At 68.0% G+C, this 15,093-nt stretch carries 15 protein-coding genes; 12 read left to right on the top strand and 3 right to left on the bottom strand.

From position 1 onward, the window contains the following. Window positions 1-6: 6 nt before the first annotated feature. The 11 genes from ACFW0G_RS17885 (at window position 7) to ACFW0G_RS17835 (ending at window position 10,682) form a co-directional block, all read left to right on the top strand. Entirely contained in the window at window positions 7-768 is a 762-nt protein-coding gene (locus tag ACFW0G_RS17885; RefSeq protein WP_378326412.1) for a glucose 1-dehydrogenase, read from the top strand. 156 nt (window positions 769-924) lie between these two features. Next, window positions 925-1,710: an MlaE family ABC transporter permease gene (locus tag ACFW0G_RS17880; RefSeq protein WP_378326411.1), complete on the top strand. Its 786-nt coding sequence runs from the start codon at window positions 925-927 to the stop codon at window positions 1,708-1,710. A 4-nt stretch (window positions 1,711-1,714) separates the two neighbouring features. Further along, window positions 1,715-2,575, top strand: a complete 861-nt coding sequence (locus ACFW0G_RS17875; RefSeq protein WP_378326410.1) for an MlaE family ABC transporter permease — start codon at window positions 1,715-1,717, stop codon at window positions 2,573-2,575. Next, the gene (locus tag ACFW0G_RS17870; RefSeq protein ID WP_378326409.1) at window positions 2,572-3,918 is read left to right on the top strand and encodes an MCE family protein; all 1,347 of its coding nucleotides are present in this window, start codon (window positions 2,572-2,574) and stop codon (window positions 3,916-3,918) included. The genes ACFW0G_RS17875 and ACFW0G_RS17870 overlap by 4 nt, the downstream gene beginning before the upstream one ends. Next, window positions 3,915-4,979, top strand: a complete 1,065-nt coding sequence (locus ACFW0G_RS17865) for an MCE family protein (RefSeq protein WP_378326408.1) — start codon at window positions 3,915-3,917, stop codon at window positions 4,977-4,979. Before ACFW0G_RS17870 ends, ACFW0G_RS17865 begins: the two co-directional genes overlap by 4 nt. Beyond that, on the top strand, window positions 4,976-6,007 hold the full coding sequence (locus tag ACFW0G_RS17860) for an MCE family protein (RefSeq protein ID WP_378326407.1): 1,032 nt from the start codon (window positions 4,976-4,978) through the stop codon (window positions 6,005-6,007). The genes ACFW0G_RS17865 and ACFW0G_RS17860 overlap by 4 nt, the downstream gene beginning before the upstream one ends. Further along, entirely contained in the window at window positions 6,004-7,197 is a 1,194-nt protein-coding gene (locus ACFW0G_RS17855) for an MCE family protein (protein ID WP_378326406.1), read from the top strand. Before ACFW0G_RS17860 ends, ACFW0G_RS17855 begins: the two co-directional genes overlap by 4 nt. Before the next feature lie 50 nt (window positions 7,198-7,247). Then, entirely contained in the window at window positions 7,248-8,471 is a 1,224-nt protein-coding gene (locus tag ACFW0G_RS17850) for an MCE family protein (RefSeq protein ID WP_378326405.1), read from the top strand. Further along, entirely contained in the window at window positions 8,468-9,700 is a 1,233-nt protein-coding gene (locus ACFW0G_RS17845; protein ID WP_378326404.1) for an MCE family protein, read from the top strand. The genes ACFW0G_RS17850 and ACFW0G_RS17845 overlap by 4 nt, the downstream gene beginning before the upstream one ends. Then, window positions 9,700-10,194 carry a hypothetical protein gene (locus ACFW0G_RS17840; protein ID WP_378326403.1) on the top strand — a complete coding sequence of 165 codons (495 nt, stop codon included), beginning with the start codon at window positions 9,700-9,702 and terminating at the stop codon, window positions 10,192-10,194. Before ACFW0G_RS17845 ends, ACFW0G_RS17840 begins: the two co-directional genes overlap by 1 nt. Beyond that, window positions 10,191-10,682: a hypothetical protein gene (locus ACFW0G_RS17835; protein WP_378326402.1), complete on the top strand. Its 492-nt coding sequence runs from the start codon at window positions 10,191-10,193 to the stop codon at window positions 10,680-10,682. Before ACFW0G_RS17840 ends, ACFW0G_RS17835 begins: the two co-directional genes overlap by 4 nt. Window positions 10,683-10,685: 3 nt before the next feature. On the opposite strand, the gene ACFW0G_RS17830 is transcribed toward ACFW0G_RS17835, so the two are convergent. Then, window positions 10,686-12,041 carry an amidase gene (locus tag ACFW0G_RS17830; RefSeq protein ID WP_378326401.1) on the bottom strand — a complete coding sequence of 452 codons (1,356 nt, stop codon included), beginning with the start codon at window positions 12,039-12,041 and terminating at the stop codon, window positions 10,686-10,688. Between the two features lie 99 nt (window positions 12,042-12,140). Beyond that, window positions 12,141-12,548: a RidA family protein gene (locus ACFW0G_RS17825; RefSeq protein ID WP_378326400.1), complete on the bottom strand. Its 408-nt coding sequence runs from the start codon at window positions 12,546-12,548 to the stop codon at window positions 12,141-12,143. Window positions 12,549-12,646: 98 nt separating this feature from the next. On the opposite strand from ACFW0G_RS17825, the gene ACFW0G_RS17820 reads away from it, so the two are divergent. After that, on the top strand, window positions 12,647-13,027 hold the full coding sequence (locus ACFW0G_RS17820) for a winged helix-turn-helix transcriptional regulator (protein WP_378326399.1): 381 nt from the start codon (window positions 12,647-12,649) through the stop codon (window positions 13,025-13,027). A 253-nt stretch (window positions 13,028-13,280) separates the two neighbouring features. Here the strand turns inward: ACFW0G_RS17820 and ACFW0G_RS17815 are convergent, their stop codons facing one another. Then, window positions 13,281-14,537, bottom strand: a complete 1,257-nt coding sequence (locus tag ACFW0G_RS17815; RefSeq protein WP_378326398.1) for a DUF222 domain-containing protein — start codon at window positions 14,535-14,537, stop codon at window positions 13,281-13,283. Window positions 14,538-15,093: the final 556 nt, after the last annotated feature.

Below are 15,093 nucleotides of genomic sequence, written 5' to 3'. Positions count from 1 at the left end.
GCTGAAGTGACGGGACGCTTGGACGGCAAGGTCGCGCTGGTCACCGGTGGTGCGCGCGGGCAGGGCGAGGCCGCCGTACGCGCTTTCGTGGCCGAAGGCGCGCGCGTGGTGATCGCCGACATCCTCGACGAGGACGGCGAAAAGGTCGCGGCCGACCTCGGGGACGCGGCGGTGTACCAGCATCTCGACGTCGGCTCCGAGGCCGACTGGGATGCCGCGATCGCGCGGACCCGGGCCGAGTTCGGCCCGCCGACGGTGCTGGTCAACAACGCCGGGATCCTGCATTTCTCCGAGCTGGGCAAGACCGCGCTCGCCGATTACGAGCGCGTCATCCGGGTCAACCAGATCGGGCAGTTTCTCGGGATGCGTTCGGTCGTTGAACCGATGACGGCCGCCGGTGGCGGCTCGATCGTCAACGTGTCCTCTGTGGAGGGTCTGGCCGGCATGCCCTACCTCGTCGCGTACACCGCGAGCAAGTTCGCGAGCCGCGGGATGACGAAGGTCGCCGCGCTCGAACTGGGCGCCAAGAACATCCGGGTCAACTCGGTCCATCCCGGGGCGATCGACACGCCGATGATCCCGGCCGCGGTGGGCGCCGAAGTCGACATGTCGTTCATCGCCAAGAAGGTCCCGCTGGGCCGGGTCGGGCGGCCGGAGGAGATCGCGCAACTGGTGTTGTTCCTGGCCAGCGACGAGAGTTCCTACTGCACCGGTGCGGAGTTCGCCGCCGACGGCGGGGCTACGGCGACGCACTCTCTCAAGGTATGAGAGGGAGCTGCCGAAGGGACGGAGTGAACACCGCTAACCGAAAGCGGGGTCGGGGAATGAGTAAGACTCATGAGTAGGTAACTACTGGGAGGTGCCGTGGCCGGCTACGGAAATGAGATCGCGGCACACGAAGTTGCCAGGGCAAGGTAGCGGGATATGCAGACCGCGTTTACAGTCCCGGGAACCGCGGCGCTGACGCAGGTCGGCAGGCTCGCCACGTTGTCCTGGGAGGTCTTTCGGGCGATCTTCCGCCGCCCGTTCCAGTTCCGGGAGTGGATCCAGCAGTGCTGGTTCTTCGCCAGTGTCACGATCCTGCCTACGGCGCTGGTGGCGATCCCGTTCGGCGCCGTCATCGCGCTGCAGCTCGGTTCGCTGACACAGCAGATCGGCGCGCAGTCCTTCACCGGCGCCGCGAGCGCGCTGGCGATCGTGCAGCAGGCGAGCCCGCTGATCACCGCGTTGCTGGTCGCCGGTGCGGGCGGCAGTGCCGTCTGCGCCGACATCGGGGCCCGCAAGATCCGCGAGGAGATCGACGCGATGGAGGTGCTGGGCGTCAACCCGATCCAGCGTCTCGTCGTGCCGAGGGTGCTCGCGGCGATCGTGGTGTCGGTGCTGCTCAACGGCTTGGTCAGCGTCGTCGGCGTGCTCGGCGGGTACTTCTTCAACGTCGTCCTGCAGGGCGGGACGCCGGGGGCGTACCTGGCCAGTTTCAACGCGCTCGCCCAGCTGCCCGATCTGTGGATCAGCGAGATCAAGGCGTTGCTGTACGGCTTCGTCGCCGGGGTGGTCGCCGCGTTCCGCGGGCTGAACCCGGCGGGCGGGCCGAAGGGCGTCGGCGACGCGGTCAACCAGGCCGTGGTGATCACGTTCCTGCTGCTGTTCCTCATCAACGTGGTGCTGACCGCGATCTATCTGCGGATCGTGCCGCCGAAGGCGATGTGAGCGGATGACGGCCGAACCGATCCAGCAACCCCTGGTGTCCGACCGGACCCTGGAAGTCATCGCGCGTCCCGGCGCGAGCCTGGAGGGGCTGGGCAAGCAGCTTTCCTTCGCCGCGCGGGCACTCGCCTGGGCGCCGCGCACGATTCGCCGCTACAGCGGGGAAACCCTGCGGCTGCTGACCGAGGTCTGCTTCGGCACCGGCGGTCTCGCGGTGATCGGCGGGACGCTCGGCGTGATGATCGGGATGACGTTGTTCACCGGTCTCATCGTGGGCCTGCAAGGGTATTCGGCGCTGAACCAGCTCGGCACCGCCGCGCTGACCGGGTTCATCTCGGCGTACTTCAACACGCGTGAGGTCGCGCCGCTCTCGGCCGGGCTCGCGCTTTCGGCCACCGTCGGCTGCGGGTTCACCGCCCAGCTCGGCGCGATGCGGATCTCCGAGGAGATCGACGCGCTGGAAGTGATGGCCGTGCCGAGCATGCCTTACCTCGTGACGACCCGGGTGCTGGCCGGGGTCACCGCGGTGATCCCGCTCTACGCCGTCGGCCTGCTCTCGTCGTACCTCGCTTCGCGGCAGATCACCATCTGGCTCTACGGCCAGTCCGCGGGAACCTACGACCATTACTTCACGCTGTTCCTGCCGCCCGAAGACGTCCTCTGGTCCTTCGCGAAGGTGATGGTGTTCGCCGTCATCGTGATCCTTTCCCATTGTTATTACGGCTATAACGCCAGTGGCGGGCCCGCCGGGGTCGGAGTCGCGGTGGGCCGCGCGGTGCGGACGTCGATCGTGCTGATCTCGGTGCTGGACTTCTTCCTCAGCCTCGCGATCTGGGGCGCGAACACGACGGTGAGGATTTCTGGATGAGTGCTCGCGTGGATGTGCTGCACAGACTCCGGCACCAGGTGCTGGGGCTGGTCTTCCTCGTGGTCGCCGCGCTGTTCTTCGCGCTCACGATCGCCTTCTACGACAAGGCGTTCACCTCGGTCACGCTGGTCCGGCTGGACACCGACCACGTGGGCAGCCAGATGCGGGTGGGCTCGGACGTCAAGGTGCGCGGGATGCTCGTCGGCGAGGTCCGCGACGTCCGTACGAGCGGGGATCACGCGACGCTGGACCTCGCGCTGCAACCGGACAAGATCGGCGTGATCCCGGCGAACGTCTCGGCGCGGCTGCTGCCGAAGACGTTGTTCGGCGAGCGGTACGTCGCGCTGCAACTGCCGGAAAAGCCCGAACCGCACATCAAGGCGGGGGACGTGATCCCGCAGGATCGCACCAGTTCCGCGATCGAGCTGGAGAAGGTGCTCGGCGACGTCATGCCGTTGTTGCAGGCGGTGCAACCGGAAAAGCTGTCCAGCACACTCACCGCGGTGTCGACGGCGTTGGACGGACGCGGGAAACAGCTCGGCCAGACACTGGCGCAGCTCTCGGACTACCTGGGCAAGATGAATCCGTCGCTGCCGAACCTCAAGGCCGACATCACCGGGCTGGCCAACGTCTCGAACATCTACGACAAGGCGGGGCCGGACCTCATCACCGCGCTGTCGGATCTGACCACGACCAGCAAAACGTTGGTGGACAAGCAACGTGGCCTCGCCGACCTGTACGCGACGGTGTCCGCGGCGTCGACCGACCTGACGAGCTTCCTCACCGTCAACAAGGACAACCTGATCCGGCTCACCACCGCGATCCAGCCCACGCTGGACGTGCTGGCGAAGTACGCGCCGGAATATCCGTGCATGCTCAAGCAGCTCGCCGATTCGGTGCCGAACGCGGAACTGGCCTTCGGCAAGGGCACCGCGCATCCGGAGGTCAGCCGCGTCACGATCGAATTCACCTCCAGCCGGGGCAAGTATCTGCCCGGCGTCGACGAGCCGAAGTACACCGACAAACGCGGCCCTCGCTGTTATCCGCAGGTGCCCAAACCGGGGCACTGGCCGCAGTACCCGCCGGACGGCCCGATCCAGGACGGTTCCAGCAAACCCGCGCCGCCGAAGTCACCCGACGGGAGGCTGCCCGGCCCGGTGACGTCCGGGGGCGGCGCACCCGGCGGGTCGGGCGGGTCGTCGGTGATCGGGTCGCCGGACGAGCAGCAGCTGATGGACCTGCTGATGTCGCCCGCGCTCGGAGTCGCGCCGGATCAGGCGCCGGGCTGGGGAAGCCTGCTCGTCGGGCCGCTGTACCGCGGAGCGGAGGTGGAGCTGAAGTGAGGAGTTTCGTGCCCTCGCTGGTGAAGATCCTGATCTTCGCCACGGTCACCGTCGTGCTCACCGGGATCCTCGGCGCCACGATCGCGAACACGAACTTCGGCGCGCAGTCCGGGTACACCGCGAAGTTCGCCGACGCCTCCGGGCTGAAGGTCGGCGACGACGTCCGCATCGCCGGGGTGAAGGTCGGGCAGGTCGGCTCCATCGGAGTTACCGGAGGGGCGGGCGGCGAGGGGAAAGACACAGGCGAGAAGAACTTCGCCGAGGTGCACTTCGACGTCGAGGCGACCTACAAGCTCCCGGCGTCGACGACCGCGACCATCAAGTACCGGAACCTCGTCGGGCAGCGGTACCTCGCGCTCGGCACCGATGTCGCGGACGGGAAGACGTTGCCGCAAGGGGGCACCATCCCACCGGAGCGGACCAAGCCCGCGCTGAACCTCACCGTGCTGTTCAACGGTTTCAAGCCGCTTTTCCGCGCACTGAGCCCGAAGGACGTCAACCAGCTTTCCGGCGAGATCATCCGCGTGTTCCAGGGCGAGGGCGGCACGATCTCCAGCCTGCTCGCGCACACGGCGTCGCTCACGACGTCGATCGCCGGGCGGGACAAGGTGATCGGCGACGTCATCGGGAATCTCAACACCGTGCTCGGCACGGTCAACCAGCACGGCCCGCAGCTGGGTGATCTCATCGACCAGACGCAGCGGCTGGTCAGCGGGCTCGCCGAACAACGCAAGCCGATCGGGGACGCGGTGGGCGCGCTGGACGAGCTGACCAACGCCACCACCGGCCTGCTCGCGGACGCGCGCCCCGCGTTGAAGGACGACGTCGACAAGCTCGGCACGCTGTCGCAGAATCTCGGCGATTCCGAACAGCTGCTCGACCATCTGCTCAGCGTGCTGCCGGGCAACCTGCAGAAGTTCACCCGCACGCTGAGCTACGGCAGCTGGTTCAACTACTACCTGTGCGGGATCAACGGCCGGATCGGGATCTCCTCGCTCAACATCGAGCTGCCGATCCTGCCCCTGCCCGCGACCCAGCGACCGGAGAGGTGCGGCCCGTGAAACGACTGAAGGACCGCAACCAGGCCGTTGTCGGCGGGATCGCGCTCGTGCTGGTCGTGCTCGTCACGCTGACGACGTACTTCTCCGATCAGCTCCCGCTGTTCGGCAACGGCGTCACGTATACCGCGTACTTCGGCGAATCGGCCGGTCTGGAGCCGGACAACGAGGTCGAGGTCGCCGGCGTCAAGGTCGGCGAGGTGACGTCGGTGGGCCTGGCGGGCAAGCAGGTGCTGGTGAAGTTCCGGGTGAAGGGCGTCCGGGTCGGGGACGCCTCCTCGGCGTCGATCGAGATCAAGACGCTGCTGGGGGAGAAGTACCTCGCGCTGGAGCCGAAGGGAGCGGGCGCGCAGGATCCGGCCAGCACGATCCCGGTCGCCCGCACGCGGACGCCGTTCCAGTTGCAGGACGCGTTCCAGCAGTTGTCGAGCACCGTGGGCGACATCGACACGAAGCAGCTCGCGGAGAGCTTCAACGTGCTGTCGGACAGTCTCAAGGACAGCCCGCAGTATCTGAAGGACACGCTGTCCGGCTTGTCCGCGTTGTCGAAGACAGTGTCCTCAAGGGACACCGAGCTACATACGCTGCTGGCCAACACGGGGAAGGTTTCGAAGACGCTGTCGGATCGCAACGCCCAGCTGCAACGCGTGATCAGCGACGGGAACCTGCTGCTGACCGAGCTGCAGAACCGCAAGGCGGCGATCGATTCGCTGCTGAAGGGGACGCAGCAGGTGTCGGCGCAGCTGTCCGGGCTGGTGGCGGACAACCGCACGCAGCTGAAACCGACGCTGCAGAAGCTCGGGAAGGTCACCGATGTGTTGCAGCGCAACCAGGGCAACCTCGACAAGAGCCTGCAGCTGATGGCGCCGTTCGCCCGCGTCGGCGCGAACGCCACCGGCAACGGCCGCTGGTTCGAGGGGTATCTGTGCGGGCTGCTGCCGCCGACGATCATCGCGGGCGGGCTGACGATCAACCCCGAGGGCTGTACCCCGCCGATCGCCGCGCCGAACCAGGGGATAGGTGGCCGATGACCATCACTACACGGGGCGGGCGCAAGGTCGTCACCTGGGTTTCGTTCGGCTGTGTGGCCGTTCTCCTGCTGGCGGCAGTGTTGTGGCTGGTGCAGCGGGACGGCAACGGCACCAAGCTGAGCGCGTACTTCGGGAAGACCGTCGGGCTCTACGCCGGATCGTCGGTCCGCGTGCTGGGCGTGAAGGTCGGCGAGGTCACCGGCGTGACGCCGCAGGGCGACGCCGTGCGGGTCGACATGCGGGTGGACGGCGTGCAGATCCCAGCCGACGCGGGCGCCGTCGTCGTCGCGCCGAGCCTGGTGAGCGACCGGTACGTCCAGCTCACCCCCGCCTACGACAGCGGGCCGACCCTGGCCAGCGGCACGGTCCTGCCGAAGGAACGCACCGCGATGCCGGTCGAGCTGGACGACCTGTATGCCAGTCTGGACAAGCTTTCCACCGCGCTGGGGCCGGACGGGGCGAACAAGAACGGGGCGTTGTCGAACGCGCTGGACACCGCGGCGGCGAACCTGAAAGGCAACGGGGCCAACCTGAACTCGACGGTCGGGCGGCTCGCGGATCTCGCGAAGACGCTGGACAACTCGAAGGACGACCTGTTCGGGACGGTCCAGAACCTGAACTCGTTCACCGGCGCACTGGCGCAGAGCGACGCGCAGCTCAACGAGTTCTACAAACGCGTCGCCGATGTGAGCGGCTTCCTCGCCGCGGACTCCGGTGACGTCGGCGCGGCGCTGAGCTCGCTGGGCGGCGCGCTCGGCGACGTCAAGACGTTCGTGGCGGACAACAAGGACGCCCTCGCGTCCAATGTGGACAAACTGGCCTCGCTGACGAAGGTGCTGGTGGACCAGCGCTCCTCGCTGGCCGAGGTGCTCGACGTCGCCCCGGTGGGCGCGACGAACTTCATCAACTCCTACGACGCCGCGTCCGGCACCATCGCCGTGCGGGACAACCTCAACGAGATCACCCATCCGCCGGTGCTCACCCTGTGCCGCCTGATCAGCGCGGGGACACCGAAGGAGATTCCCGACGTGATCGGGAACATGTGCAAGAAACTCGCGCCGGTGCTCGACGGGACGTTGAAGCTGCCGAGCCTTTCGCAGGTGATCGCCTCGCTCCAGACCGGCGAACTCCCGCCGCTGCCCTTGCCGGTCACCGACGTCCTCACCCAGCTCTCCGGAGGCAAGAAGTGAAGCGGCGCAATGCCGTTAAGGCCACCTTACGGGCATCAGACGCCCGCAAGGTGGCCTTAAGGGCACATCGACGGCGGATCGCGGGGGTGCTGGCCGGGGTGCTGGTGCTGGCGGGCTGCAGCGACGGCGGGTTCAACGGCCTCTACAGCACGCCGCTGCCCGGCGGCGCGGACATCGGCGACCACCCGTACCGGATCACCGCGCAGTTCACCGACGTGCTGGATCTGGTGCCGCAGGCGAGCGTCAAGGTCAACGACGTCGCGGTGGGCCGGGTCGAGAAGGTGACCCTCACCCCGGACACCCGCACCGCGGTGGTGTCCATGACGGTCAACGGCGACATCTCCCTGCCCGCCAACGCGCACGCCGAGCTGCGGCAGTCGAGCCTGCTCGGCGAGAAGTTCGTCGACCTGCGCGCCCCCACGGCGGAGAAGGCCGAGGGGAAACTCGGCGAGGGCGCGCAGATCCCGCTCGCGCGGACCAACCGCAACCCCGAGGTCGAAGAGGTGCTCGGCGCGTTGTCGCTGCTGCTCAACGGCGGGGGTGTCGAGCAGCTGCAGAAGATCAGCCACGAACTGAACGATGCCCTGTCCGGCAACGAACCGGAGATCCGCGCACTGCTGTCGCATGTGGACGAACTGGCCACGCAGCTCGACGGGCACAAGGGCGAGATCCTGCGGGCCATCGACGGGCTCGACAAGCTGTCGCGCACGCTGACCGGGCAGACGCAGAACCTGGGCAACGCGCTCGACAATCTGGCGCCGGGCCTGAAGATCGTCACCGACCAGCGTGACCAGCTCGTCGGGATGCTGCAGTCGCTCAACAAGCTGTCCGGAGTCGCCGTCGACACCGTGACCAAGAGCCGTGACCAGCTCGTCGCGAATCTCAAGGCACTGCAGCCGATCCTGCTGAAACTGGGCGAGGCCGGGCAGAACCTGCCCAAGGCGTTGCAGATCCTGCTCACCTACCCGTTCCCGGACTACGCGGGCAACGTGATCAAGGGCGACTACGCGAACGTCGAGGCGACCGTCGACCTCGACCTGGACACGTTGCTGCACAACATTTCCAGCTCCTCGCAGCCGTTCCTGCCGATCCCGGGTTCGCAGGGCACCGGGGCGCCGGGCGCGATCCCGTTCAACAACGGCTCCCCGCCACCCCCGCTGCCCCTGCCGCCGATCAACCCGCCGCAGGCGCCGGGCACGACGCAAGGACAGAACGGTAATCCGCTCGGCGGTATCGGCGGCGTGCTGGGGACGTTGTTCGGGGGTGGCCGATGACCAAGGCGACGCGGATCCGGCTGCTCGCGTTCATGATCATCGCCGTCGTTTCGGTGGTCTACGCGGGTGGGAAGTACGCGGGGCTGGACCGACTGTTCGGCACCCGGGGCTACGTCGTCACCGCGAAACTCGCCGACTCGGGCGGGATCTTCGTCAACGCCGAGGTCGCCTACCGCGGTGTGACGGTCGGGCGGGTGACGTCGATGAAGCTCACCGATCACGGCGTCGACGTCGCCATGGACCTCGACAAGGGCGGGCCGAAGATCCCCGCCGACACCCGCGCGCAGGTGTCGAACCGGTCGGCGGTGGGGGAGCAGTTCGTCGATCTGCTGCCCCAGCACGACACCGGCCCGTATCTGGCCGACGGCGCGGTGATCGACCAGGGCCGCACCTCGATCCCGCTCGCCCCGGACACCGTGCTGTCCAATTTGGACAAGCTGGTCGCCGGGGTGCACCCGGACTCGCTGCGTACCGTGGTCGACGAGACCTACACCGCGTTCGCCGGCGCCGGTCCGGACCTGCAACGGCTGCTGGACAGCTCCGGATCGCTGACCACCGCGGCCATGCAGTACCTGCCGCAGACCCAGGGCCTGCTGGCGAACTCACGGACCGTGCTCGACACCCAGCAGCGCCAGGCCGCGAACATCACCGAGTTCTCCAGCGGGCTGCGCACGATCGCCGGGCAGCTGAAGAAGTCGGACCCGGATCTGCGGAAGGTGATCGACGAGGCACCGCAGCTCGGCCGCCAGATCAGTGACGTGCTCGCGAAGTCCGGCACCGACCTCGGGGTGCTGTTCGCGAACACGCTGACCACCGCGCAGATCACCTCGGCACGCACCGACGCCGTCGAGGAACTGCTCGTGGCCTACCCGATCATCTCGGCGTTCTCGCCGACGACCTCGCCGGACGGCACCGGGCACCTCGGGTTCGTCCTGAACTTCTTCGACCCGGCGTCCTGCACCAAGGGATACGAGGGCACCCAGCAACGGCCCGCCAACGACACCCGCGAAATCCCGGTGAACACCAGGGCCTACTGCGCCGAGCCGCCGGGCAGCCCCACCGGGGTGCGGGGCTCGCAGAACGCCCCATACGCGGGCAAGCCCCCGGCGATCCCGGCGGCACCTAAGCAGCAGGAACAGCCCGCGGGGCAGAACCAGCTTCCCGGCATGCTGAACCTGCTGACCGGGCAGCCCAAGGGCGGGCTGGGCGCGCTGCTGGGCGGCTCGTGATGGCCCGTCTTCCGCGCGTTCTCGCGGTCGCCGCCGTGCTGGCGGTGCTCGCCGCGGCGTGGACCGGCTTCTCGTGGTGGCGATCCGCGCACGACGACGCGCAGGCCCGCGGCCGCGAACGTGACGCGGTCCTCGCGGCGGCGAACACGGAACTGGTCGCGTTGAACACGATGAACTACCGCACCGCAGCGCAGGACGTGGACCGCTGGATCGCAGCCACCATCGGCCAGTACGGCAAGGATCTCTCCGGGGACCGGAAACTCCAGATCGATCGCGCGACCACCACCAAGACCGTGTCCACCGCGTCGCTTGTTCAGGCCGCGGTGACCCAGCTCGACGTCGGTGCCGGGACCGCGCGGCTCATGGCGGTGCTGAACGTCCGCGTCAGCACCGCCGACGGCGCCCCGGCCCCGAAGCTGAACCGGCTGACCGTCGACTTCGCGCGCGATGGTGACGCGTGGAAGGTCGGCGGGGTACAGGCGGCCGGGTCATGAGCCGTCTGTCGCAGGTGCTGGCGGGGATCGTCGTCGTGGCACTGGGCTGCGCGGTGTGGTTCGGCGTCGAAGTGTCTACTTTGGACCCAGGGGACAACGCGGCACTGGTGGACCAGCCCGCGACGGCCGAGGTGTCCGATCAGGTCGGTGCCGCGGTCAAGGCGGTGTTCTCCTACGACTACGGCAACCTCGCCCGTACCGAGCGGGCGGCGGCCGAGGTGCTCGTCGGGGACGCGGTTTCCCAGTACCGGGACCAGTTCGCGTCCGCGCGCAAGCGGGCGGAAGAGCAGAAACTGGTGCGTACCACGACAGTGCGGTCCCTCGGGGTGCGTGAGCTGCGTGGCGATGACGCGTCGGTTTTGCTGTTCCTGGACCAGCAAACCCTGGCGCCTAGTGGCGGCGCGCCCCAGACTTCGGTGGCACAGCTGAGCGTCACCGCGAAACGGGTCGACGGCCGATGGCGGCTGTCCCGTTTGGACCCGCTGTAGCGGTCAGCGGGGATCGATCGGGGTCAGGCGTCCGGCTCGTGCCTCGATCGCGGCGGCTGCGTCGAGGCACAGATCCTCGCGGAACCGCGGCCCGATGACCTGCACCGTCTGCGGCAGACCGTCCGCCACCCCGGTGGGGACCGCGACGGCGGGCAGGCCCAGCAGGTTGACCGCCACCGCCGTGCGGAGACTCTCCGGCCAGGCCGAGAGCCAGTCCGGATCGAGGTCCTCGCCGACCCGGAACGCCGGTGCGGTGCGGATCGGCGCGAGCACCAGCGGCGTCCGGCACATCCAGTCGTGCCAGGCGTGCGCGATGATGGCGCGTTCGGCCATCGGGTCGACTGCGGCGGGCCCGGCGGCGCGCGTCCAGACCGGCTCGAAGGCAGCCCAGAACCGCACGAAGTCGGCGGACGCGATGGTCTCGACCGGCGGCTGTCCTTCGTGGACACGACCGTGGTTCAGCATGATCTGGATGAAGATCTCGCTCGCTCTCGCCAGATGCGGCGGCTCGGCCTCCTCGACGGCGTAGCCCGCGTCCGTCAGCGATGCGGCCGCTTGCCGCAGTGCCTCGGCGATCGGCGGGGCCACGGCGCCGCCGGTCGCGAGCGCGACGTGCTTGGGCAGCGGCGGACCGTCGAGCGGAACCGGCGCGTACCACGGGTCCGCACCCGGACCGCACAGGTGCGCGAACGCCAGCCGCAGGTCCCGCACCTCACGGGCGATCGGCCCGTGCACGGCGAGGAGCTGGAACGCGAAGGGAACCGGCGCCCGCATCGCCATCCCCACGCGTCCCAGCGACGGTTTCAACGCCGCGACCCCGCAACACTGGGCGGGCCAGCGCAGCGAGCCCGCGCCGTCGTTGCCCATGCCGAGCGGCACCATGCCGGTGGCCACCGCGACCGCGTCGCCGCCGCTGGACGCGCCGGGCGTGTGGCCGGCCGACCACGGATTGCGGGTGGCGCCGCGCAACGCGTTGTCGGTGTGCCAGCGCATCCCGAACTCGGGCATGTTCGTGCGGCCGAGCGGAATAGCCCCCGCCGCGCGCAGTTCGGCGATGTGCGGCGCGTCCTCCCGCGCGATCGCCTCCCGCATCGCGACGACGCCGTGTGTCGTGGCCGACCCCGCGACGTCGATGTTCTCCTTCACCGTCATGGGCACCCCGCACAACGGTCCGCTCGTTTCTGCCCGGCCGGCCGCAGCCACGGCTTGTTCGACCAGCACGTCCGTGATCGCGTTGAGCCGGGGATTCACCGCTTCGATCCGTTCGAGGTGCGCGGTCACCACCTCGCGTGCCGACACCTCGCCTGCCCGTACCCGCCCGGCCAGTTCCCCCGCACCTTGCTGCCACAGCTGCGACATCGCTCGTCCGCCCCGCTTCCCGTGCTTGTCGGTGCGGGCGACGGTAGAGCGGAAATCCGGAGAGGTGCAGTCTTGTTCTTTCCTGCGGCGTCAGCCGGTTCAGTCGAGGACCGCGGTGGCCTCCACCTCGACGAGATGACCGGCGATGGCCAGCGACGCGACACCCAGCAGCGTCGCCGGCGGCAGCGGGGTCACCCCGAGCTTCGCGGACGCCTTGGCCACGCCCTCCAGGAACAACGGCATCTTGTCGGGCGTCCACCCGGCGACGTAGACGGTCAGCCTCGTCACGTCGTCGAAGGACGCACCGGCCGCGGCCAGCGCGATGCCGACGTTGAGGTAGCACTGCTCGACCTGCGCGGCGAGGTCACCCTCGCCGACCGTGACGCCGTCGGCGTCCCACGAGACCTGCCCGGCGACGAAGATCTGCTTCGACCCGCTCGCGATCGCCACCTGCCGGTAGACGCCGATCTCCGGCAATCCGGCGGGGTTCATCAGGGTGACGGTCATGGTCGGCTGCCTTTCGTAGTCACTTGCGGTTACCCAGGAACCGTAGGAGAGTGTGCGCTGACAGGGAAGAACGCACTTTTCGGTAACTGAGGAACCATATGGGGACCCAGCAGTTCACAGGCTCACCCGAGGACGCGGACCTGACACGCGCGGACTCGCTGGCGCGCGAGATCTTCTCGGACATCGCCAACAAGTGGGCGTTGCTGATCATCGAGTGCCTGGGCGACGGCACGCTGCGCTTCAGCGAGCTGCGGGACGGGGTCGAGGGCATCAGCCACAAGATGCTCACCCAGAACCTGCGCATGCTGGAGCGCAACGGCCTGGTCGAACGCACGGTGTATCCCACCGTGCCGCCCCGCGTCGAGTACACCCTCACCGAACCGGGCCAGGGTCTCCGCGCGACGATCGACGGGATGTGCGCGTGGACCCACCGCTACCTCGGCGACATCGAGGCTTCCCGCCATCGCTTCGACGCCTGACTCCGGCGCACCGGCGCGGGTCACGCGTGGCGGTGGATCGCAGGGTCGCGAATGGCACATGGGGTTTTCTCGCTCAGGTTTCCGGGTCCGTGGGTGCTGCCCGATGTCGCGAACGGTCCGTTGCCGACTCACGACGCCGAAGTCCACAAAGGACAAGCGCACATGTCGCGGCGCCGCCATACTTTCGTCCCGTCAGTCACTCGGCTGCACCCTGAGTCACGCCGTTGGTGTGAAGGGCTTACTCGTATTCTGTTCACGGGACGAATCGGTGGAGAATATTGCGTCTGGGTGTGCGTAACGGATCCACGTAATCTGGCGGGATGAATTCGGGGAGTCCGTCTTCGGCGATGCGGACCGACCAGTCGGCTTTGTGGAGGAGTCGGTGATGCGCTCCGCAAAGCAGGACGAGATTCCGGAGGACGGTGAGTCCGCCGTGGGTCCAGAGGGTTATGTGGTGGGCGTCGCAATGTCGAGGCTTGCGATGACAGCCGGGGAAGGCGCAGCCGCCATCCCGGATTACCAGCGCTTTCCGTAGTGCTGGAGTGACGAGTCTCTTGGCTCTGCCGAGGTCGAGCGGTTCACCTTTGGTCCCGAGGATTGCGGGGATGACCTGGCAGTCGCAGGCGAGCATGCGGGCTTCGGCGGCGGTGATGGTGCTGACCATGTCCAGGCACGCGGTGCCCAGCTTCGACTTCAAGTCATCCAGTGTCACCGTGACCAGGAGTTGGGCGCGGTCGCCGCCGGGCACGTCCGGGACGTTGGCGAGCATCGCGACGGCTTCACCGAAGGCTTCCCCGTACCGCTGGGACGGCGACCGCAGATCCGGCCACTTGTCCTCCCCTGCAGGCCGGGGCGTGGCCAGGGGATCGAGGATGGTGCTGAGCCGGGTGCCGGTGATGGGGTCGAGCTGGCCGTCGATGTCGAACCAGCCGTCTTTCCGCTGCCGCAACCGCAACTCGGGCTTGCGCTCCGGCGGATCCGGGTCCTTCGGTGGCTTCCCGTCCTGGTCCATCCGCGCCAGGATCTCGTCGGCCGCCTTGACGACTTCCTGTGGTGTGGCGTGGCGGGCGAGTTCGACGAGGATTTTCTCGGCTTTGCTTCTGTCTTCTTCGGACACGAAGGAAGGAACCTTCTTGAGGAAACCGAGGATCCGGTCGCTGTGGTGCGGTCCGATCTCACCGGAGAGTGCGGCCGCGTGCGTTGCTGGCGCGGCGGCTGGGAGTTCGCTACCGTCGATGTTGCGTCCGGGATTCAGCCCGTGGGCTCGGTCGAGGTATTTTTTGGCTTCACCGCGCGACATCCGTGCCATGTGTGCGAACCACGCGGCGGTGGATCCGTACCCGTACAGCTCGGACGCACCGCGAGAGTCGATCTCCGCGAGGTACTGGCCAAGCTCGGCGTCCAGGCGCCACAGGGATTCCAGTCGGGTACGAACCTCGTCGGCGAGTGCGCGACCGGATCGCCGCCACAGCTCCTGCGGCGGCTCCAGAGTGGACAGATTCCCGGACACACCACCATCATACCGCGCTAGTAGAACATATGTGCGACACGATCGAGTGAAGTGCATGCCTCGAATTTGTGGTTGTATGGCTGCGTTTCCCGGGCCGGGTGGTAGCTGGCGATGCGGTGTCGGATGATCGCGGGCCTTGGGGTGATCAGGGTGAGTGGTGCCGTTTACTGCACGGCTCTTCGGTGCGGTTGCGTGCTTCTCCGGCACTGGTGGTCTTGACGTTGGCGAAGGGTGAGGTAGTGGAGTTCGCGCCAAGACGGCCTTCGGTCTGGGCGCTTCGGCACGGAAATGCTTACGTGAAGCCGGGTGGACCGTGGCTGGGGTGTGAAGAGCTGGTTGTCTCATGATGCCTGCGCGGCCAGCTCCGTGAGCGCCGTCGATGTGTCGAGGGGGTGGCGCATCCACTGCGCCAAAGGAGCCCCTCATTGCTTTAATGTCCACAAAGGACAAAATGGCAGCGGGCGAGCACGGGGACGGCGCGGGGCGGGGGAACCAGCCCCCCCCCGCGCACCCCCGTTTTTGCTGACCTAACACACCCCGGCCCACTTTTCCTGCG

It is taken from the genome of Amycolatopsis sp. NPDC058986 (assembly GCF_042741125.1).
Lineage (GTDB): Bacteria > Actinomycetota > Actinomycetes > Mycobacteriales > Pseudonocardiaceae > Amycolatopsis.
This window is presented reverse-complemented; position numbering and strand designations above follow the sequence as displayed.